The 19,885-nt window shown below is 64.5% G+C and carries 15 protein-coding genes and 2 pseudogenes; 14 read left to right on the top strand and 3 right to left on the bottom strand.

All coding sequences use genetic code 11. The annotated features are described in order from the left end of the window. Positions 1 to 28 precede the first annotated feature (28 nt). The 3 genes from ccsB to O0880_RS16765 all read left to right on the top strand — a co-directional run bounded on the left by ccsB (position 29) and on the right by O0880_RS16765 (position 3,002). Positions 29 to 1,180, top strand: a complete 1,152-nt coding sequence (ccsB, locus tag O0880_RS16775) for a c-type cytochrome biogenesis protein CcsB (RefSeq protein ID WP_071326745.1) — start codon at positions 29 to 31, stop codon at positions 1,178 to 1,180. A 181-nt stretch (positions 1,181 to 1,361) separates the two neighbouring features. Then, complete coding sequence (gene msrP / locus O0880_RS16770; protein ID WP_289887563.1) at positions 1,362 to 2,339, top strand: protein-methionine-sulfoxide reductase catalytic subunit MsrP; 978 nt, start codon at positions 1,362 to 1,364, stop codon at positions 2,337 to 2,339. A gap of 9 nt (positions 2,340 to 2,348) precedes the next feature. Then, positions 2,349 to 3,002 carry a protein-methionine-sulfoxide reductase heme-binding subunit MsrQ gene (locus O0880_RS16765; RefSeq protein ID WP_289887562.1) on the top strand — a complete coding sequence of 218 codons (654 nt, stop codon included), beginning with the start codon at positions 2,349 to 2,351 and terminating at the stop codon, positions 3,000 to 3,002. Here O0880_RS16765 and O0880_RS16760 read toward each other — a convergent pair. Continuing rightward, a complete protein-coding gene (locus O0880_RS16760; protein ID WP_289887561.1) occupies positions 2,999 to 3,223 on the bottom strand; it encodes a lipoprotein in 225 nt (74 codons plus the stop codon). The two genes, O0880_RS16765 and O0880_RS16760, sit on opposite strands and share 4 nt — an antisense overlap. Here O0880_RS16760 and cyaY point away from each other — a divergent pair. Then, the gene (gene cyaY / locus O0880_RS16755; RefSeq protein WP_071325647.1) at positions 3,222 to 3,551 is read left to right on the top strand and encodes an iron donor protein CyaY; all 330 of its coding nucleotides are present in this window, start codon (positions 3,222 to 3,224) and stop codon (positions 3,549 to 3,551) included. The two genes, O0880_RS16760 and cyaY, sit on opposite strands and share 2 nt — an antisense overlap. Positions 3,552 to 3,726: 175 nt before the next feature. Here cyaY and O0880_RS16750 read toward each other — a convergent pair whose 3' ends face one another. After that, positions 3,727 to 6,072 (bottom strand): penicillin-binding protein 1A, encoded by a 2,346-nt coding sequence (locus tag O0880_RS16750; protein ID WP_289887559.1) that lies wholly within the window; start codon positions 6,070 to 6,072, stop codon positions 3,727 to 3,729. 301 nt (positions 6,073 to 6,373) lie between these two features. Here O0880_RS16750 and pilM point away from each other — a divergent pair, with 301 nt between their 5' ends. The 10 genes and pseudogenes from pilM to O0880_RS16700 all read left to right on the top strand — a co-directional run. Then, complete coding sequence (pilM, locus tag O0880_RS16745; RefSeq protein ID WP_289887558.1) at positions 6,374 to 7,006, top strand: pilus assembly protein PilM; 633 nt, start codon at positions 6,374 to 6,376, stop codon at positions 7,004 to 7,006. Then, a complete protein-coding gene (locus tag O0880_RS16740) occupies positions 7,003 to 7,590 on the top strand; it encodes a PilN domain-containing protein (protein WP_289887556.1) in 588 nt (195 codons plus the stop codon). The genes pilM and O0880_RS16740 overlap by 4 nt, the downstream gene beginning before the upstream one ends. Next, on the top strand, positions 7,518 to 8,663 hold the full coding sequence (locus tag O0880_RS16735; protein WP_289887555.1) for a pilus assembly protein PilP: 1,146 nt from the start codon (positions 7,518 to 7,520) through the stop codon (positions 8,661 to 8,663). The genes O0880_RS16740 and O0880_RS16735 overlap by 73 nt, the downstream gene beginning before the upstream one ends. An 86-nt stretch (positions 8,664 to 8,749) precedes the next feature. Further along, positions 8,750 to 10,081, top strand: a pseudogene (locus O0880_RS16730) (type IV pilus secretin PilQ family protein); the annotation flags it as partial. A 97-nt stretch (positions 10,082 to 10,178) separates the two neighbouring features. Beyond that, entirely contained in the window at positions 10,179 to 12,371 is a 2,193-nt protein-coding gene (locus tag O0880_RS16725) for an Ig-like domain-containing protein (RefSeq protein ID WP_289887554.1), read from the top strand. 12 nt (positions 12,372 to 12,383) lie between these two features. After that, complete coding sequence (aroKB, locus tag O0880_RS16720; protein WP_289887551.1) at positions 12,384 to 14,030, top strand: bifunctional shikimate kinase/3-dehydroquinate synthase AroKB; 1,647 nt, start codon at positions 12,384 to 12,386, stop codon at positions 14,028 to 14,030. 2 nt (positions 14,031 to 14,032) lie between these two features. Next, on the top strand, positions 14,033 to 15,169 hold the full coding sequence (locus tag O0880_RS16715) for a deoxyguanosinetriphosphate triphosphohydrolase (RefSeq protein ID WP_289887550.1): 1,137 nt from the start codon (positions 14,033 to 14,035) through the stop codon (positions 15,167 to 15,169). A 228-nt stretch (positions 15,170 to 15,397) separates the two neighbouring features. Then, a complete protein-coding gene (dsrO, locus tag O0880_RS16710) occupies positions 15,398 to 16,108 on the top strand; it encodes a sulfate reduction electron transfer complex DsrMKJOP subunit DsrO (protein ID WP_071325638.1) in 711 nt (236 codons plus the stop codon). Between the two features lie 3 nt (positions 16,109 to 16,111). Then, positions 16,112 to 17,236, top strand: a complete 1,125-nt coding sequence (gene nrfD / locus O0880_RS16705; RefSeq protein WP_289887547.1) for an NrfD/PsrC family molybdoenzyme membrane anchor subunit — start codon at positions 16,112 to 16,114, stop codon at positions 17,234 to 17,236. A gap of 10 nt (positions 17,237 to 17,246) precedes the next feature. Further along, positions 17,247 to 19,394, top strand: a pseudogene (locus tag O0880_RS16700) (molybdopterin-dependent oxidoreductase); the annotation flags it as partial. A gap of 371 nt (positions 19,395 to 19,765) precedes the next feature. Here O0880_RS16700 and O0880_RS28135 read toward each other — a convergent pair. Further along, positions 19,766 to 19,873, bottom strand: a complete 108-nt coding sequence (locus tag O0880_RS28135) for an MYXO-CTERM sorting domain-containing protein (protein WP_354669900.1) — start codon at positions 19,871 to 19,873, stop codon at positions 19,766 to 19,768. Positions 19,874 to 19,885 lie beyond the last annotated feature (12 nt).

Genomic DNA, 19,885 nt, shown 5'->3' with positions numbered 1-19,885 from the left:
TGCGCGTCGCCGGGAATGGAGAAAAATGATGGAAATGGCAAACAAGCAAATATATACGCAGGAACCGGGATTCTTTAAACGCCTGAGCCTGATCGACTGGGTGTACGGCGCCGGCTTGCTGGCGGCAGCCCTGTTCGGTCTGGTGCACTTTGGCGCCTACATGGATATCTATGAAAAAGCCATCCTGCTGGCCTCGGCACCCACGTTTGCGTGGCTGGGCTGGTACTGGAAGCCCGTGCGCTGGCTGATCCCCGTGGCGGCCGTGCTGTCGCTGTTCGCCATCGAGCTGTACGGCGGCCACCTGGACATGGCCAACCAGAAATTCTTCCTGAAATACATATTGTCGAGCCAATCCGCCATCCTGTGGATGGGCACCTTGTTCGTGCTGTCGACCTTGTTCTACTGGATCGGCCTCGTGGCCCGCTCGGAATTCGGCTCGTCCGTCGGCTCCCTGCTGTGCTGGGCGGGCGTGGTGCTGGGCCTGACGGGCATGCTGGTGCGCTGGTACGAGTCTTACCTGATCGGCGCCGATGTGGGCCACATTCCCGTGTCGAACCTGTATGAAGTGTTCATCCTGTTTTCCCTGATCACGGCCATGTTCTACCTGTATTACGAGCAGCATTACGCGACGCGCCAGCTGGGCGCCTTCGTCATGCTGGTCATCTCGGCGGCCGTCGTGTTCCTCATGTGGTACACGGTCACGCGCGATGCGGCCGAGATCCAGCCGCTGGTGCCGGCCCTGCAAAGCTGGTGGATGAAGATCCACGTGCCGGCCAACTTCATCGGCTACGGCACGTTTGCGCTGTCGGCCATGGTCGCTTCGGCCTACCTGCTGAAATCGAGCGGCTACCTGGTCGACCGCCTGCCGTCGCTGGAAGTGCTCGACGACGTCATGTACAAGGCCATTTCCGTCGGCTTCGCTTTCTTTACGGTAGCGACCATCCTGGGCGCCTTGTGGGCGGCCGAGGCATGGGGCGGCTACTGGTCGTGGGATCCGAAGGAAACGTGGGCGCTGATCGTCTGGCTCAACTATGCGGCCTGGCTGCACATGCGCCTGATGACGGGCTTGCGCGGCCGCGTCGCCTCGTGGTGGGCGCTGGTGGGCTTGCTGGTGACGACATTCGCGTTTTTGGGTGTCAACATGTTCCTCTCCGGCCTCCATTCTTACGGCAAACTTTAAGAAGTTCCCGAGAAAAAGCCCGTGGCGGCCTTGCCTCGCCCAGCCGTACTCTGCGTACTGGCTGCGGCAAGGCGCCTTGCCCTGAACTCTTTTCGGGCACTTTTCTGCATGACAGAAGCGTCATGAACGGCTTGGGAAAACTGGTGTAAGGTAGATTCCATCACCTTTTCCCGGAGCCGCCATGTTGATCAAGCGCAGTCCCAACGGCATCGAATTGCCGTATTCTTCCGAAATCACGCCACGCGCCGTGTTCGAATCGCGCCGCAGTTTCATCAAGCAGGTGGCGCTGGGTTCGCTTTCCAGCGCGGCCTTGCTGGAAATGGCCAGCCGCGAAGCGTTCGCGCAAGGCACCAATCCCAAGCTGGCCGCCAAGCTCAATCCCGCCTATTCGGCGCTGGAAAAGCAGACGGCGTACAAGGACGCCACCACCTACAACAACTTCTACGAGTTCGGCACGGACAAGAGCGATCCCGCGCAAAACGCGGGTACCCTGCGCACGCGTCCGTGGACGGTCAGCATCGAAGGCGAAGTCAAGAAGCCGATGACGCTCGACCTCGATGCGCTGCTTAAACTGGCGCCGCTGGAGGAGCGCGTGTACCGGCTGCGCTGCGTGGAAGGCTGGTCGATGGTCATCCCATGGGTCGGTTATTCCTTCTCGGAAATTATCAAGAAAGTCGAGCCGACGGGCAATGCCAAGTACGTGGAATTCATCACCCTGGCCGACAAGAAGCAGATGCCGGGCGTGGGCAGCCGCGTGCTGCAGTGGCCGTATGTGGAAGGTTTGCGTCTCGACGAGGCAAATCATCCGCTGGCGCTGCTGACCCTGGGCATGTATGGGGAAACCCTGCCGAACCAGAATGGCGCGCCCGTGCGCATGGTGTTGCCGTGGAAGTATGGTTTTAAATCCGCCAAATCCATCGTCAAGATCCGTTTCGTCAAGGAACAGCCGCGCACGGCCTGGAACCTGGCGGCGCCATCCGAATACGGTTTTTATTCGAACGTGAATCCGAATGTCGACCATCCGCGCTGGTCGCAGGCCACGGAGCGGCGCATCGGCGAAGATGGTTTTCTGTCGCGCAAGCGCAAGACCCTGATGTTCAACGGCTATAACGATGTCGCCTCGCTGTATGCGGGCATGGATCTGAAGAAATTCTTTTAAGGAATGAGCATGGCCATCAACCCTACGGGCAAACAGCTGTCGCTGCTGAAAAGCCTGATTTTCCTGCTGGCGCTGCTGCCGTTCGCGCGCATGGTCTGGCTGACGTATACGGGGCAACTGGTGGAGCCGCTGGAATTCATCACGCGCGGCACGGGCGACTGGACCCTGTATTTCCTGTGCATCAGCCTGGCCGTCACGCCCTTGCGGCGCTTCACGCAATGGAATTGGCTGATCAAGTTGCGGCGCATGCTGGGCCTGTTCGCTTTTTTCTACGCGGCACTGCATTTCACCACTTTTTTGTGGTTCGATCACTTCTTCGACGTGCAGGAAATGTGGAAGGATGTGCTCAAGCGCCCGTTCATCACGGTGGGCTTCATCGCTTTCGTGCTGTTGATCCCGCTGGCCGCGACGAGCACGAATGCGATGGTGAAACGCCTGGGCGGCAAGCGCTGGCAGTGGTTGCACCGGCTGATCTATGTGATCGCGCCGCTCGGCATCTTGCACTTCTGGTGGATGAAGGCGGGCAAGCACAACTTCGCGCAACCCATCCTGTTCGGCGCCATCGTCGCGCTACTGCTGTTAATCCGTGTGTATTTCGCCTGGAATAAGCGCGTGAAGAGCGCCAGGGCGGCCGCTGCGGCCACCCCGGTACGTTCCGTTTAGGTCACCGGCACGATCACCGGTGGCGGCGGCACGGGAGCCGGTTCGATCGGGCCCTTGGCCGGCGCCGGCTTGGCCGCTGGCGGCTTGGGCAGGTACAGGGGACCGGGCTGGCCGCAGCCGGCCAGGATGCTAGAAACCACAATGGCAATGCCGATATAAAACGCTGAGGATGACTTCACGATTAGAATCACGGTTTGATTAAGATCTTTGGAGTGTAGCATGAGCGAATCGGAATTCCTGGCCCTGGCCGAAGCCACCCTGACGGACATCGAGGCGGCGCTGGACCGGCTGAACGATGCGGACGTGCTCGACGTCGAATGCAGCCGCAGCGGCAATGTGCTGGAGATCGAGTTCATCGACAACGGCACGAAAATCATCGTCAACAGCCAGGCCCCCATGCGCGAGATGTGGGTGGCGGCCCGTTCCGGCGGTTTCCATTACAAGCGCGTGGGCGACGCATGGATCAACACGCGCGATGGCTCGGAACTGTTTGCGGCCCTGTCCGCCATGGCCAGCGAGCAGGCGGGCGCGGCAGTTGTATTGAAGTAAGTATTTGAAGTGATGCATGAAAAATGGGCAGCCTTTGCGGGCTGCCCATTTTTTTTGGTCCAATGTCGGGTAGGTCGGGTTAGGCCGCAGGCCATAACCCGACAGCGCCACCGGCGCCAACGATGTTGTCGGATTACGCGCTTGCGCGCTAATCCGACCTACCCGGCCTACGTGTTTAAAATAGCTCGTTCTTCACAGCCTCTTTCGCCTTTTCTTCTTCCGGCGTGCCGCGCGCCGCGCCTTCCAGGCTGCCTACGCCCGTGCCCGGTGGATTTTCCGCATAGTAATACTCGTCGCCCACGTGGATCAAGCCTTCCGGCACGGCGCGCTCCTCGACGGGAATGCTTTTCAGGGCTTTCGCCATGTAGTTGATCCAGATCGGCAAGGCCAGGCCGCCGCCCGTTTCCCGGTTGCCCAGGTTGCGCGGCTGGTCGTAGCCGATCCAGGCGATGCCCACCAGCTTGGCCTGGTAGCCGGCGAACCAGGCGTCGATGGAATCGTTGGTGGTGCCCGTCTTGCCTGCCAGGTCGGGACGCTTCAAGGCCATGGCCTTGTTGGCCGTGCCGAAGCGCACGACGTCGTTGAGCATGCTGTTCATCATGAAGGCATTGCGCTCGTCGATGACGCGGTTGGCTTCCTCGCCCGCCAGGTCCGGCTTGGCTTGCGACAGCACATTGCCGTCGCTGTCGGTCACCTTGGCGATCAAATACGGGTTGATCTTGTAGCCGCCATTGGCGAAGACGGCATACGCGCCCGCCATCTGCAGCGGCGTCACGTTGCCGGCGCCCAGGGCCAGGGTCAGGTACGGCGGGTTCTTGTCGGCGTCAAAGCCGAAGCGCGTCGCGTATTCCTGGCCATACTTGGCGCCGATCTTGTGCAGGATGCGGATGGAAATCATGTTTTTCGATTTCATCAGACCCTTGCGCATGGTCATCGGACCATCGTATTTGCTGTCGTAGTTCTTCGGTTCCCACGCCTGGCCGCCCGTCTGGCCCGCGTCGAACGAGATCGGCGCGTCATTGATGATGGTGGCCGGCGACAGGCCCCGTTCCAGCGAGGCGGAATAGATGAAGGGCTTGAAGGCCGAACCTGGCTGGCGCCACGCCTGCGTGACGTGGTTGAACTTGTTGCGGTTGTAATCGAAGCCGCCCACCATGGCGCGGATGGCGCCGTCGGTGGTGCTGGCCGAGACGAACGCCGACTGCACTTCCGGCATCTGCGTCAAGACCCAGGTGTTGCCTTCTTGCATGACGCGGATCACGGCGCCGCGCTTGATGCGGCGGTTTGGCGCCGCCTTTTCCGACAGCCAGGCCGCGCCGAAGGTCAGGCCGGGACCGGTGATGGTGATTTCCTCGCCGGCCGATGTGACGGCTTGCAACGATTTGGGCGACGCCTGCAGCACCATGGCGGCGATGATATCGTCGCTGTCCGGATGGTCGGCCAGTTCCGTCTCGATGGCGTCATCGGCTTCGGCCTTGGTTTTCGGGATCTCGATGTAGGCTTCCGGGCCGCGGTAGCCGTGGCGCTTCTCGTAATCCATCACGCCCTTGCGCAAGGCGATGTAGGCGGCATCCTGGTCGGCCTTGGTGATGGTGGTGTAGACGTTCAGGCCACGCGTATAGGTGTCTTCCTTGAATTGCTCGTAGACCAGCTGGCGCGCCATTTCCGACACGTATTCCGCATGCACGCCGAAGGCGCTGCTGTCGGTCTTTACTTTCAGCTCTTCATTTTTCGCTTCTTCGTACTGCGCCGGCGTGATGTAGCCCAGCTGCGCCATGCGCTGCAGGATGTATTGCTGGCGCATGCGCGCGCGCTTAGGATTGACGACGGGGTTGTAGGCCGACGGCGCCTTCGGCAGGCCGGCCAGCATGGCCGCTTCGGCCACGGTCAGGTCCTGGATATTCTTGCCGAAATAGATTTGCGCGGCCGAGGCGAAACCGTAGGCGCGCTGTCCCAGATAAATCTGGTTCATATACACTTCGAGGATCTGGTCCTTGCTGAGGTTTTTCTCGATCTTCCAGGCCAGCAAGACTTCATACGCCTTGCGTTTCAGCGTCTGTTCGCTGGACAGGAAGAAGTTGCGCGCCACCTGCTGCGTGATGGTCGACGCGCCTTGCTTGGCGCCGCCCGTCAGGTTGTGCAGGGCCGCGCGGGTGATGCCCAGGTAGTCGACGCCGCCATGCTCATAGAAGCGGTCATCTTCGATGGCCAGCACGGCTTTCTTCATGACATCGGGAATATCCTTGATGTGCACCATGTTGCGCCGCTCTTCGCCGAACTCGCCGATCAGCACACTGTCGGACGTGAACACGCGCAGCGGCATCTTGGGCTTGTAATCGGTCAAGGTATCGAGCGCCGGCAGGTTGGGATACGCCATGGCCAGGCCGAAGACCACCAGCAGCACGCCGACGATGCCCAGGCCCAGCAACGATACCAGGGCCATCAGCAGAAAGCGTTTGGGTTTGCTGCCCTTGGTGGGCGGCTTCGAGCCAGCGGTGCCAGCGGATTTTGAAGATGTCATGCGTCGTATGTCTTTCGGTTAATTATGCCGGTCAATTATAAGCGAGCTTGCCGGGGTGGCAGCGCGCCGTGGCGCTTGCCGGGGGGGACAGTCGGAACTTGTCGCTACTCTATATAAGCGTGTATTGGCCCGCTGGCAACCAGGATTTGGTAACAATTTTCCTGCGCCAGATCACGGCCGGGCCAGATAGTGGCCGCGCGCCGCAGGCACAGGCGGGAAATCCGTTTACACGCGGGCGGCGCCGGGACTAGGATTTTGGATGGCAGCCGCCGTCGCATGGTCCCATTCCTCCATGAAAAACATGTCCATCCGCAGTCTTCTGGCCACAGGTTTGCTCGGCGTCGATATGGGGCAAGACAGCGTGCGTGTCGTCGAACTGGCGCGCCGGCGGGGCACGCTGTCGTGCCGCCATTGCGGCGCCGCCGCGCTGGCGCCGGGAGCGATGCTTGAGGGCAATATCGAGGATGTGGACGGCATGGCGGCCGCCGTGCGCCAGGCATGGCGCAATAGCGGCAGCGCGTGTACCCGCGTGGCGCTGGCCATGCCTGCCACGGCCCTGATCACGCACGCGATCCGCCTGCCGGCCGGATTGCCGGACGAGCAGCTGGAAATCCTCGTGGAACTGGAAGCCGCCCAATACATGCCGTTTGCGCTGGAAGACGCCAGCCTGGATTTTTTCGTGCTCGGGCCGGCGCCGCCACTGGCCGGCGCGCCAGGCAAGGAGGTCGACGTGCTGCTGGTGGCGGCGCGGCGCGCCAGCGTGCAGCGCCGCCTCGACGTGGCCACGGCGGCCGGCTTGCTGGCCGTCGTCATGGATAGCGAAACGCTGGCGCGCCAGGCGGCCATCGCCCACGGTGGCTGGCAAGGCTTGCCCGATGGCGGCGCGGCGTACCAGCTGGCCTGGGGCCTGGCCCTGCACCGGTACGCCCGATGAGGGCCGCGGCGCAGGTGGTGCGCATCAATCTCTTGCCTTATCGTCATGCGGCGCGGCGGCGGCGCGTGCAGGAGCTGCTGTGGCTGCTGGGCGGCGGCGCGGTGCTGGGCTTGCTGCTGGCGCTGGGCGCGGGCGCCTGGCTGCAGTTGCGGCTCGACGACCAGGCGCTGCGCCAGGAAGGCTGGCGCAGCGCCCTGCGGCAGGTCGATGGCGTGCTGGCCGGCGGCCAGCGCCTGCAGCGCGAGGCGGCGCTGCTGGCGGCGCGCCGGCAAGCCATCGGGCAGCTGCAGGCGCAGCGCAACGCCTGGGTGGCCATGCTGGGCGTGTTGGCACGGGCCGTGCCGGCGGGCGTGGCGCTGCACGGCGTGCGGCAGGAGGCATCGGGCTTGCGCCTGCAAGGGCAGGCCGCCACGCAGGATGCGGTGGCGGCGCTGCTGCTGGCGCTGGCGCAGTCGGCGCCGCAGTCGGCCCCGGAATTGCTGGAAGTGCGCGAGGGCGCGGGCGCCGTGGAATGGACGATACGGCTGGCATGGACAAGTCCGGCGGCGCCTGCCCCGCCATCCAGGAAAGCGGGAGGTGGCTGATCATGCTGAGCCTGAAAAAAGCGTCGCTGTGGCCGTTGCCGGCCCGCCTGAGCGCTGCGGCCCTTGTTGCTGCGCTGGCCGCCGCGTTGCTGCACTTCGTCTGGCTGGACGGGCTGTTTGCCGCCGTGCACGCTGCGGATGGCGAAGAGGCGCGCCTGCGCAGCGCCTATCAGCTGGCCAGGATCCGCGCGGGCCAGTTGCCGGCGTGGCGCGAGCGGCAGCGCCAGGCCGGCGCCGAACTGGCCAAGCTGGAACAGCAATTGCCGGACAGCCAGCAGATGGCGGCGCTATTGAGCGATATCACTGCGGCGGGCCAGTCGCGCGGCGTGCAATTTACCCTGTTCAAGCCGGGCTCGCCCCAGCCGCAGGAACACTATGTGGCGCTGCCGATCACCGTGCAGTTGCGCGGCGCCTATCACGCCATGGGCGAGTTGCTGGCGGACCTGGCGCGCCTGCCGCGCATCGTGACCGTGCACGGGGTGGTCTTGACCGGAGGCAAGGATGGCATGGTGACCCTGGATGGCGTGCTGCAAGCCTACCGCTTGCCCGACGCGCAGGAACGGGCGGCACAAGCGCGCTTGCCGGCCGTGCCGGTTCCGGCGGCGCCGCTGGCGTGGCAAGCGGCGCCCGTCTTCGTGCCGCAGGCGTACGAGGGCGCCAGGTTTGCCGATCCGTTCGGTGCGCCCCTGTCGGGGCAAGCGGGCGCCGGCGTGGCGGGTCCGGATTTGCGCCGCCGCCGCGAAGCGCTGGAGAGCGTGGCCATGCCGGCCCTGTCCATGGTGGGCAGCGTGCGCCATGCGGGCCGCCTGAGCGCGCTGCTGCTGGCGGGGCAGCGCGTGCACCGGGTGGAGCTGGGCCAGTACCTGGGGCAGGACCATGGCGTGGTGACGGGCATCAGCGAGCAAGCCGTGCAGTATCGTGAACTGCTGCGCGAGGCGGGCGGTCCCTGGCGCGAGCGGCGCGGCAGCCTGGCCCTGCAGGCGGCGGGCGCCGCTGCTGTCGCTACTCCTGCTGGCACTGCTGTTACGGCTGCCGCCGCCGCGAAGGATGGCGTGGCCGAGGCGGCGCCATGAAGCCGCGCCTGCTCGGCATGGCCATGGCGCTGTGCCTGCATGCGGGCGGCAGCGCCCACGATGCCGTGGTGCAGGTGACGGCGCCGCGCCTGTATGCGGGCGAGAAAATCTCCGTCGACTTCCAGAACGTGGGCGTGCGCGCGGCCCTGCATGTGCTGGCCGATGTGTCGGGGCAAAATATCATCGCCAGCGACAGCGTGGCCGGCAACCTGACCATGCGCTTGCGTGACTTGCCATGGGACCAGGCGCTCGATGTGCTGCTGCAGGCGAAGGGCCTGGACATGCGGCGCAATGGCAACGTGCTGTGGATCGCGCCGCGCGAGGAAATCCTCGCGCGCGAAAAGGTGGAATTGGAGCAGCGCGCGCAGATCGCGGAACTCGAACCGCTGCAATCGGCCATCTTCCAGCTCAATTACCAGAAGGCCGAGGCGTTCCGCACGGTGTTCGGCCTCGATGCGGGCGAGGGGCGCAGCCGCCTGCTGTCGCGCCGCGGCAGCGTGCTGATCGAACCGCGCACCAACCAGCTGTTCGTCACCGACGTGCCGGCGCGCCTGGAGCAGATCCGCCTGCTGATCGCCAAGACGGATGTTGCCACGCGCCAGGTGCTGATCGAGGCGCGCATCGTCGAGGCCAACGACAGTTTCAGCCGCAATCTGGGCGCGCGCCTGGGGTTTTCCGACCAGCGCCTGGCGCAGGGAGCCGTTCCCGGCTTTTCGCTGGGCGGCAGCGGACGCCGCGTGGCCGTCGGCGGCAGTTACCAGGGCGTGGGCGAGGCGACGGGGCAGACCGTGGCGGGCGCCGGCGCCTTCGTGCCGAACACGCAGTTCGTCAACTTGCCTGCCGCCAGCATCAACGGCGTGCCGCCGGCCAGCTTCGCCCTGAGCCTGTTTTCGGCGGCGGCCAACCGTTTCCTGAACCTGGAACTGTCCGCACTGGAGGCCGATGGCCGGGGCAAGATCATTTCCAGCCCCCGTGTCGTGACGGCCGACAAGGTACTGGCGCTGATCGAGCAGGGCATCGAATTGCCCTACCAGGTGGCCACCAGCAGCGGCGCCACCTCGATCACGTTTCGCAAGGCGAATCTGCGCCTGGAAGTGACGCCGCAAATCACGCCGGACGGCAACGTGGTGCTGGAAGTGGACGTCAACAAGGATAGCGTGGGCCAGGAAACCCGTTCCGGCTTCGCCATCGACACCAAGCACGTGCGCACGCAGGTGATGGTCGAGGATGGCGGCACGGTGGTCCTGGGCGGCATCTATCAGCAGTCCGAACGGGGCACGGACAGCAAGGTGCCGCTGCTGGGCGACATCCCGGTTCTCGGCGTTTTTTTTCGCAGCACGGGCCGCAGTCAAGAAAAAACCGAACTGATGGTGTTTATTACGCCGAAAATAGTGGCAGATCGGCCAGCAACACGTTAATGTCACATCTTTACGTTTAAGTAACAATGCAGACGAAAGCGGACTGATGGCGACTATGCGGAATTTTTCTTTAGGCAATACTTCTTGGAGCAGGGCATTGAATTGGCTGGCCGTGCTGGCGCTGGGCGCCTTGCTGGCCGCTTGCGGCGGCGGTGGCGGCGATCCCACCCTGGGCGTCAAGGATGGGGCGAATGCCGGTGTCGGCAGCGTGGCACTGATTGCCAGCGCGACAACGATCGCCGCGTCGGGCGCGGACGGCACGGAAGTGGTGCTGACGGCCATCGTCAAGAATGCGAGCAATAACGCCTTGTCCGGCCAGACCGTGGCTTTCAGCGCCAGTTCGGGCACCGTCAGCACCACCAATCGCGTCACCGATGCGAACGGCACGGTGACGGAAAAGCTCAGCGTCAAGGGCGACGCTACGCTGCGCGACATCACCATCAAGGCCAGCAGCGCCGGCGTGGAATCGCCAGCGGTGGTGGTGAAAGTCGTGCCCGTCACTTCCGGCATCGCCAGCCTGTTGCTGACGTCGTCGGGCGGCACCCTGGCCTCGTCGGGTGGCACGGCCGTCAACGTGATCGCCTTCGTCAAGGATGCCAACAATGCCGTCGTGCCCAATGCCAGCGTGACATTCAGCGCCGATTCGGGCGCGCTGGGCGCGACCAGGGTCAGCACCAATGCGCAGGGGCAGGCGCTGGTCAGCCTGAATACGGGCGGCGACGCCAGCTTGCGCACGATCAAGGTCACGGCCAGCGCGGGCGCGCAGACGGCCAGCACCGATGTCGGCGTCAGCGGCACCAGGCTGGTCATCAGCGCCTTTTCCACGGTCAACCTGAAGACGAGCACCGACATGGTGGTCAAGCTGGTCGATTCGAGCGGCAATCCGCTGGTGGGCAAATCGGTGGCGTTCAGCGCCCAGCTCAATGCGCTGACGGTGAAGGGCGGCGGCGCCAGCCCGGCCCTGACGGACAACAACGGCCAGCTGGTGCTGAGCTACAACGCCCAGGCGGGCAGCAGCGACAGCATCAGCGTCAAGGCGCAGGGCGACAGCGTACTGTTGCCTATCGCTATCAATGCCTCGAATTTCACCATCAATGCCGTGTCGGGCGCGAATGTGGCGCTGACCAGCCTGACGACGAATACCTGCTATGCGGTGGCGGTGCACAGCGATGTGGCGGGCGTGCCACAGGCGGGCAACGTGCGTTTCAGTACCTCGCGCGGCACCATTTACCAGGACGCGGGCTGCGCTGCTCCGCTGCAGGCGCCGCTGGCGCTGGTCGGCGGCAACGCCATCGCCTACGTCAAGGCCAGCGGCGCCGGCCTGACCTCGCTCACGGCGAAGTACGACGGCAGCGGCGTGTCGGTACAGTCGGACGTGGAATTTGTCGCGCCGCTGACGGCCCAGGCCAGCATCACCCTGCAAGCCGATCCGGCCGTCATCGGCGTCAATACGGCTGGCAGCAGCGCGCAGCGCAGCGCCCTGCGCGCCATTGTGCGCGACGGCACGCCGCAAAACAACCTGGTCAAGAATGCCCAGGTCGGCTTTTCCATCCTCACTGACGCCAGCAACGGTTCCCTCAGTTCGCCGTCGGTGGTGTCGACGGACAGCGATGGCATGGCGACGGTCAGCTATATCGCGGGCCAGGCAACGACCGGTGTCGATGGCGTCGTCGTCCAGGCGCAGCTGCAAGGGGTGTCGAACAATGCCGCCACGGTCAAGCTGACGGTGACGAAGAAGGCGCTGTTCATCAGCGCCGGCAGCGGCAACGCGCTCGACGCCACGGACAGCAGCACCTATCGCAAGACCTACACCGTGTTCGTCACGGATGCCGCCGGCAACCCGGTGCCGGACGTGATCATCACGGCCGCCGCCTGGCCCCGTCATTACTACAAGGGCTATCTGCAGTATTCGCAGGCCGCCGCCGCGTGGGTTGTGGCGTCAACGTGGACATGTGACAATGAAGACAAGGACCGCAGCGGCACCCTGGATCCGAACAACGATTTGAACCGGAATGGCCGTCTCGACCCCGGCATTCCCCTGAATCTGTCGACGGGCGGCAAGACCGACAGCACGGGAACGGCCAGCGTGACCCTGACTTATCCGCGCGACAGGGCCAACTGGCTGGACGTCGAATTGACGATTCGGGGCAATAGTTCCGGGACGGAGGCAACTTATGTCGGTTACACTTTGCTTCCGGGGCTGGCGACGGACTTTAACCGCCTGGATGTTTCTCCTCCAGGCGTCATCAGTCCGTACGGGCAGGCCACTGATTGTCGTAACCCAAATTAATTGTCGCAGCAAATGCAAAATCTGTTTTTAGTAGGCCTCATGGGCGCAGGCAAGACCACGATCGGGCGCATCCTGGCCCGCAAGCTGGGCTTGCGCTTCGTCGATTCCGACCACGAGATCGAGGCACGCACGGGAGCGACCATCCCGTGGATCTTCGAAATCGAGGGCGAGGCCAGCTTTCGCCGGCGCGAGGCCGAAGTCATCCGCGACCTGAGCGCGCAGGAGGGCATCGTCATGGCCACGGGCGGCGGCGCCATCCTCAATGCCGACAGCCGCGCCTACCTGAAGGAGCGGGGCACGGTCGTGTACCTGCGCGCCAGCGTCAGCAACATCCTCGCGCGCACCAGCCATGACAAGAACCGCCCCCTGCTGCAGACGGCCGACCCGCGCGGCAAGCTGGAGGAATTGACGGCGCAGCGCGAGCCCCATTACATGGAAGTGGCCGACATTGTGATCGACACAGGCCGTCCTAACGTACAATCGATGGTTCAGACCATCCTGATGCAGCTGGCCAGCCTCGAATGCGAGGCCTCGCCCAACTGCGTCATTCATGCAGAGCCTTCGATGAACGAGCAATCCAAAATGTTGTTGAGCGTAGACCTCGACGAGCGCAGTTATCCGATCGCCATCGGTCCCGGCCTGCTGGCCGACGCCGATGCGCTGCTGCGCCATATCAGCGGCCACAAGGTGGCCATCGTCACCAATACCACCGTCGCGCCGCTGTACCTGGGCCGCCTGCAGGCGGCGCTGGCCAGCGATGGCCGCGAAGTGATCAGCATCGTCCTGCCGGACGGCGAAGAATACAAGAACTGGGCCAGCCTGATGCAGATCTTCGATTCGCTGCTGGCCAACAAGTGCGACCGCAAGACCACGCTGGTGGCCCTGGGCGGCGGCGTGATCGGCGACCTGACCGGCTATGCGGCGGCCAGCTACATGCGCGGCATCGGCTTCGTGCAGGTGCCGACCACCCTGCTGGCGCAGGTCGATTCCTCCGTCGGCGGCAAGACGGGCATCAACCACCCGCTGGGCAAGAACATGATCGGCGCGTTCTACCAGCCGCGCGCCGTGATCGCCGACACGTCGACCCTGGAAACCCTGCCGGCGCGCGAGCTGTCGGCGGGCCTGGCCGAAGTGATCAAGCATGGCGCCATCATCGATGCGGCGTTTTTCGACTGGATCGAGGCGAACATGGCCAAGCTGATGGCGCGCGACAAGGGCGCTCTCGCATATGCGATCGCCCGTTCGTGCGAAATCAAGGCCGACGTGGTGCGCCAGGACGAGCGCGAAGGCGGCCTGCGCGCCATCCTGAACTTCGGCCACACCTTCGGCCACGCCATCGAGGCGGGCCTGGGCTACGGCCACTGGCTGCACGGCGAAGCCGTCGGCTGCGGCATGGTGATGGCGGCCGACCTGTCCTGCCGCATGGGCTATATCGACCAGGCGATGGTCGAGCGCGTGCGCATGCTCGTCGCCGCCGCCGGCCTGCCCGTCAAGGCGCCCGACCTCGGCGTCGAGCGCTGGCTGGAACTGATGGAAGTGGACAAGAAGAACGAGGGCGGCGCCATCAAGTTCATCCTGCTCAAACCGCTGGGCAGCCCGTGCATCACGTCCGCGCCGCATGAACTGGTGCTGGCCACCCTGGCCGCCGGAGTGCAATAGCCATGACGCCTGAAGACTTCCTCGCCCCATATGCGGCCCATTCGGCACAGGGGCAGGGACGTCGCTTTGCCGAGGCGCCGCACGCCTCGCGCAGCCAGTTCCAGCGCGACCGCGACCGCATCATCCACTCCTCGGCCTTCCGCCGCCTCGAATACAAGACCCAGGTTTTCCTCAACCACGAGGGCGACCTGTTCCGCACGCGCCTGACGCATAGCCTGGAAGTGGCGCAGATCGGCCGCTCCATCGCGCGCAACCTGCGCCTGAACGAAGACCTGGTCGAGGCCATCGCCCTCGCGCATGACCTGGGGCACACGCCGTTCGGCCACGTGGGGCAGGACGTGCTCAATGCATGCATGCAGGACCACGGCGGCTTCGAACACAACCTGCAAAGCCTGCGCGTGGTCGACACGCTGGAAGAGCATTACGGCGCCTTCGACGGCTTGAACCTGATGTTCGAGACGCGCGAAGGCATCCTGAAGCACTGCTCGCTGGCGCATGCGCGCGAACTGGGCCCCGTGGCCCAGCGCTTCATCGACCGCACGCAGCCGACGCTGGAAGCGCAGCTGACCAACCTGGCCGATGAAATCGCCTACAACAGCCACGATATCGACGATGGCCTGCGCTCGGGCCTGATCACCATCGCCCAGCTGGAAGAGGTCGAATTCTTTGGCCGCCTGTGGCGCGACGTGCAGCAGGCGTTTCCCGGCCTGTCGGGCCGGCGCGCCATCTACGAAACCCTGCGCCGGCTGATTACGGCGCTGGCCGACGACCTGATCGTCACCTCGAACCGCTTGATTGCGGAGGCCGCGCCACGCGACGTCAATGAAGTGCGCGCCAGTCCGCCGCTGATCCGTTTTTCGGACGCCATGCGCCGTGACGCGACGGAGCTGAAGCGCTTCTTGCGCGCCAACCTGTACCGCCATTACCAGGTCAACCGCATGCGCGTGAAAGCCAGCCGCATCGTGCGCGAACTGTATGACAGCTTCATGGCCGAACCGGCGCTGCTGCCGCCCGATTATCAAATCAGCGGCGATGACGTCACGAAGCAGGCGCGCAAGATCGCCGACTACATCGCCGGCATGACGGACCGCTACGCCATCCGCGAGCACCGCAGGCTGTATTCTCTGGATGAGTTGTAGGTCGGGTTAGCCGGAACGGCGTAACCCGACACCACCACCATCCCTGCCAACAAGGTTGTCGGATTACGCGCTTGCGCGCCAATCCGACCTACTCCGCATTTTCGGTCCTGTCAATTGGCATGATCATCTAGCTTCCCACCCGATCACCCCAATACCCTCGTAGCACCTTCTTTTCTATCATGGCAGCAAGTCAACAAGGGCTTGCCGCCCATCGTCAAGGAGAGTGCCATGATCGAATCGCGCCGCAGTTTCTTGCGCGCCCTGCCAGCCGTCACCATCGGCGCCGCCATCGCGCCGCTGCCGAGCAAGGCTGCAACGAAGGGCGAGGGCGGACAGCGCTGGGCGATGGTGGTCGACGTGCAGAAATGCATCGGCTGCCAGGCATGCACGGTCTCCTGCATCATGGAAAACGCCGTGCCGGAAAACAGCTTCCGCACCATCGTCTCGACCTATGAAGTCAAGGAAGAGAACCGCTGCGGCACCTACATGCTGCCGCGCCTGTGCAACCACTGCGCCAATCCTCCCTGCATTCCCGTCTGTCCCGTGGGCGCCACGTTCCAGCGCAAGGATGGCGTCGTCGTCGTCGACGGCGACCGCTGCGTCGGATGCGCCTACTGCGTGCAGGCCTGCCCGTACGACGCGCGCTTCATCAACCATGAAACGGGCAAGGCCGACAAATGCACGTTCTGCGCGCACCGCGTCGACGAAGGCCTGCTGCCTGCCTGCGTGGAAACCTGCGTGGGCGGCGCGCGCATCTTCGGCGACCTGAATGATCCGGAAAGCATGGTGCACCAGCTGCTCACCGAGAACAAGGTGAAGGTGCTGAAACCCGAGCAGGGTACCCAACCCCACGTGTTTTACCTGGGACTGGACACGCGCTTCGCCGGCCACGTCGAGGGCGAGGCGACTCTTTGGCAACCAAGCAAACACGGGAAATAAACCATGGACAGCCACATCACCGAGATTGTCAACGTCACGCGCGAAGCGGCATGGCTGCCGTGGGCGGTGCAGTATTTTTTCCTCATCGGCCTCAGTTACGGCAGCTTCATGCTGACCCTGCCGTACTTCGTCTTCGGCCGCAAGGCGTATGAACGCCTGGGCCGCATCGCGCTGCTGGCGTCCCTCGTCTGCGGCATGACGGCGCCCGTGGCGCTGCTGGCCGACCTGCACGGGCCGGGCCGCTTCTACCACTTCTATCTTTACTTCCAGCCGCAGTCGTGGATGTCGTGGGGCTCGTTCTTCATTCCCCTCTACCTGGGCTGCCTGATGCTGTATGCGTGGCTGGCGCTGCGCAGCGACTTCGCCGCGCGCGGGCAGGGCCAGGACCGCCTGGCCTTCGCCTATCGCCTGCTGGGACGCGGTGGCGCCGCCTCGCGCCGCGCCATCGTCATCGCCGCCGCCTTCACCTTGCTGGCCGCCTTCGTCGTGGGCCTGTACACGGGCATGGAAGTGATGGTGGTGCGCGCCCGTCCGCTGTGGTTCACGCCCTTCCTGCCGGCGCAGTTTGCCGCCACGGCCTTTGTGGGAGCGGTTGGCCTGGCGCTGCTGTTCAACCGCTGCCTGCCGGGCCGCGAGCTGGCGCTCGAAGTATCGCTGAACCGCGCGCTGGCCCTGTCGCTGGCGCTGGTGCTGGCCCTGGGCGGCGGCTGGCTGTTCGTCAGTCTGTCCGGCGTGAGCGCCAGCCACAGCATGGCATTTACCCAGGTGGCCGGCATGCCGCAATGGCAGTTCACGGCCGTCTGGGCAGTGCTGTCGTCCATCGTGCCGATGGCGCTGGCCATCTGGCGTCCTGCCACGAGCGGCCTGGCCAATGGCCTGATCGCGCTGCACAGCGCATGGATGATGCGCTGGACGATCTTCATCGGCGGCCAGACGATCCCGAAAACGGGCGCCGGCCTGTACGACTACCACCTGCCGATGGGGAACGACGGCTTGCTGGGGATCATCGGCACGGCCGGCCTGTGGATCGCGCTGCTGTTGCTGATGCTGGAATTTTTGCCATGGGCTGGCCGTGCCGCGATGTCGCACGCAGCGGCGCGCACCCGTCCCGCCATGGCCACGCATTAAGGAGAGAATCATGAACGATCACACCACACCAGACCCGCAAGAAGACCGCAGCGCCGAGGAAGAAAAGCGCCGCAAGCTGCTGCGCTACGGCGCCATCGGTGGCGGCCTGGCCGCGTTTGCCGCCAGTTTTTCCACCACGGCCGGCCGCATGGTCGACCACGCGCTGGGTAAAGATAAACCTGTGCAGAAACTGCACGGCAATTCCCTGCCGCCCGAGTTTTCCGTCGACACGGCTACGGGCAAGCTGACCGTCAATCCGGACCAGCAAGTGAGCTACACCATGTGCATGGGCTGCACCACGTTTTGCGGCGTGCGCGTGCGCCTCGACAAGAAGAGCGGCAAGGTGCTGCGCGTGGCGGGCAATCCGTACAGCCCCATGTCGGCCGACCCGGCGCTGCCGTATGCCACGCCGATACGCGACAGCTTCGTGTCGCTGTCGCGCTTCGAGGAAAAGGGGCTGAAAGGCCGCTCCACCGCCTGCGGCCGCGGCAACGGCGTGCTGGAACAGATGGAGTCGCCGTTCCGCGTGCTGGCGCCCATGAAGCGCGTGGGACCGCGCGGCGGCGGCCGCTGGGAGCCGATCGCCTTTGACCAATTGGTCAAGGAAGTAACGGAAGGGGGCGACCTGTTTGGCGAAGGCCACGTGCAGGGCTTGCGTGCCTTGCGCGAGCTGGAAAAGCCGATCGATGCGGCGCAGCCGGAACTGGGACCGCAAGTGAACCAGGTGGGCCTGATGTGCAGCACCGACGATGGCCGCCTGGCGTTCGGCACGCGCTTTTTCAAGCAGTCGTACGGCAGTTTGAACCTGGTCAACCATGGTTCGTATTGCGGCGGCGCCTACCGCAGCGGGTCGGGCGCCATGTTCGGCGACATGAAGAAAATGCCGCATGCGAAAGTGGACCTGGAAAACACGGAATTTTGCATTTTCGTCGGCACGGCGCCGGGCAATGCGGGCAATCCGTTCAAGCGCCAGGGCACCTTGATCGCCAAGGCCCGCTCGGGCAAGCGCGATTTCAGCTACGTCGTGGTCGACCCTGTGCTGACGAACGCGGACAGCCTGGCGGCGGGCGACCGTAGCCGCTGGGTGCCGATCAAGCCGGGCACGGACGGCGCGCTGGCCATGGCGATGATACGCTGGATCATCGAGCAGGAACGCTATGACCGTCACTTCCTCGCACAGCCCAACCTGAAGGTGGCCGAAGCGGCGGGCGAGGCCGCCTGGTGCAACGCCACGCACCTGGTCATCAACGAAAAGGGCCACCCGCGCGATGGCCGCTACCTGCGCGGCTCCGATATCGGCGCGGTGGAACTGGCGGAAGAAGAGCGCTACAAGGATGGCGACCCGTTCTGCGTGATCGACGCCGCCACGCAAGCGATCGTGCCGCACAGCGCGGCCAGGGGCGAGGCGCGGCTGTTCTTCGATGGCCCGCTGGATGTCGCCGGCGCGCCCGTGCACCTGAAGACGGCCATGACGATGCTCAACGAGGAAGCGCAGCGCCACAGCATGGATGAATACGCGGCCGCCTGCGGCATTGCGCGCGACATCATCGAAGGCCTGGCGCGGGAACTGACCAGCCATGGCAAGCGCGCCGCCGTCAATGCGCACGGCGGCATGATGTCGGGCGCTGGCTTTTATAACGCGTATGCGCTGGTCATGCTCAATACCCTGATCGGCAATCTGAACCGCAAGGGCGGCACCCTCGTCAACGGCGGCAGCTTCAAGGATGCGGGCCCTGGCCCGCGCTACAACCTCGAGAGTTTCGATGGCGAGATCAAGGCGGCCGGCATGCCGATCGGACGCAATGTGCCGTATGAAAAAACCTCGGAATTCAAGCTGAAGAAAGAAGCGGGCAAGGCGTATCCGGCCAGGGCGCCGTGGTATCCGAACGCGCCCGCGCTGGCTACCGAGTGGCTGACCAGCGCCATGAATGGCTATCCGTACACCTTGAAGGCGCTGATACTGTGGAGCTGCAATCCTGTGTATGGCATCACGGGCTTGCGCGCGCAGATCGGCAAGGAACTGGCCGATCCGAAGAAGATTCCCCTGATCGTCGCCATTGACCCGTTCATCAACGAAAGCTCGGCCTTTGCAGACTACCTGCTGCCCGATACTTTGCTGTACGAAAGCTGGGGCTGGGCGGGCGCCTGGGGCGGCATGCCAGTCAAGATGAGCACGGCGCGCTGGCCGGTGGCCGAACCGCGCGTGCACAAGACGTCCGATGGCCAGACCATCTGCATGGAATCGTTCTTCATCGCGCTGGCGAAAACGATGGACTTGCCCGGCTTCGGCCCCGAGGCCTTGCAGGATATGGAGGGCCGGCGCTTCCCACTGCAATGCGCGGAAGACTGGTATCTGCGCGGCGGCGCCAACATCGCCTGGCAAGGAAAAACGCCAGTGCCGGAGGCGAGCGACGACGATATTGCGCTTTCCGGCGTGGCCCGCATCCGCCCGGAACTGGAACGCACCTTGAAGCCGGAAGAGTGGCGCAAGGTGGCCTTCATGCTGGCGCGGGGAGGGCGCTACCAGAGCTATGGCGAGATGTTCGGCCTCCGCCTGCCGCCGCCGGCGAACCCCAAGGCGCCGGCGGCGGCTGTCCCGGTCGTCGATGAGACGCCGTATCCGCAGGACTGGTCCACGCACCGTTATCT

This window comes from Janthinobacterium sp. SUN118 (assembly GCF_030397695.1).
Classification (GTDB): domain Bacteria; phylum Pseudomonadota; class Gammaproteobacteria; order Burkholderiales; family Burkholderiaceae_D; genus Janthinobacterium.
The sequence above is the reverse complement of the archived record's forward strand: the minus strand, read 5'-3'. Positions and strand labels throughout refer to the sequence as shown.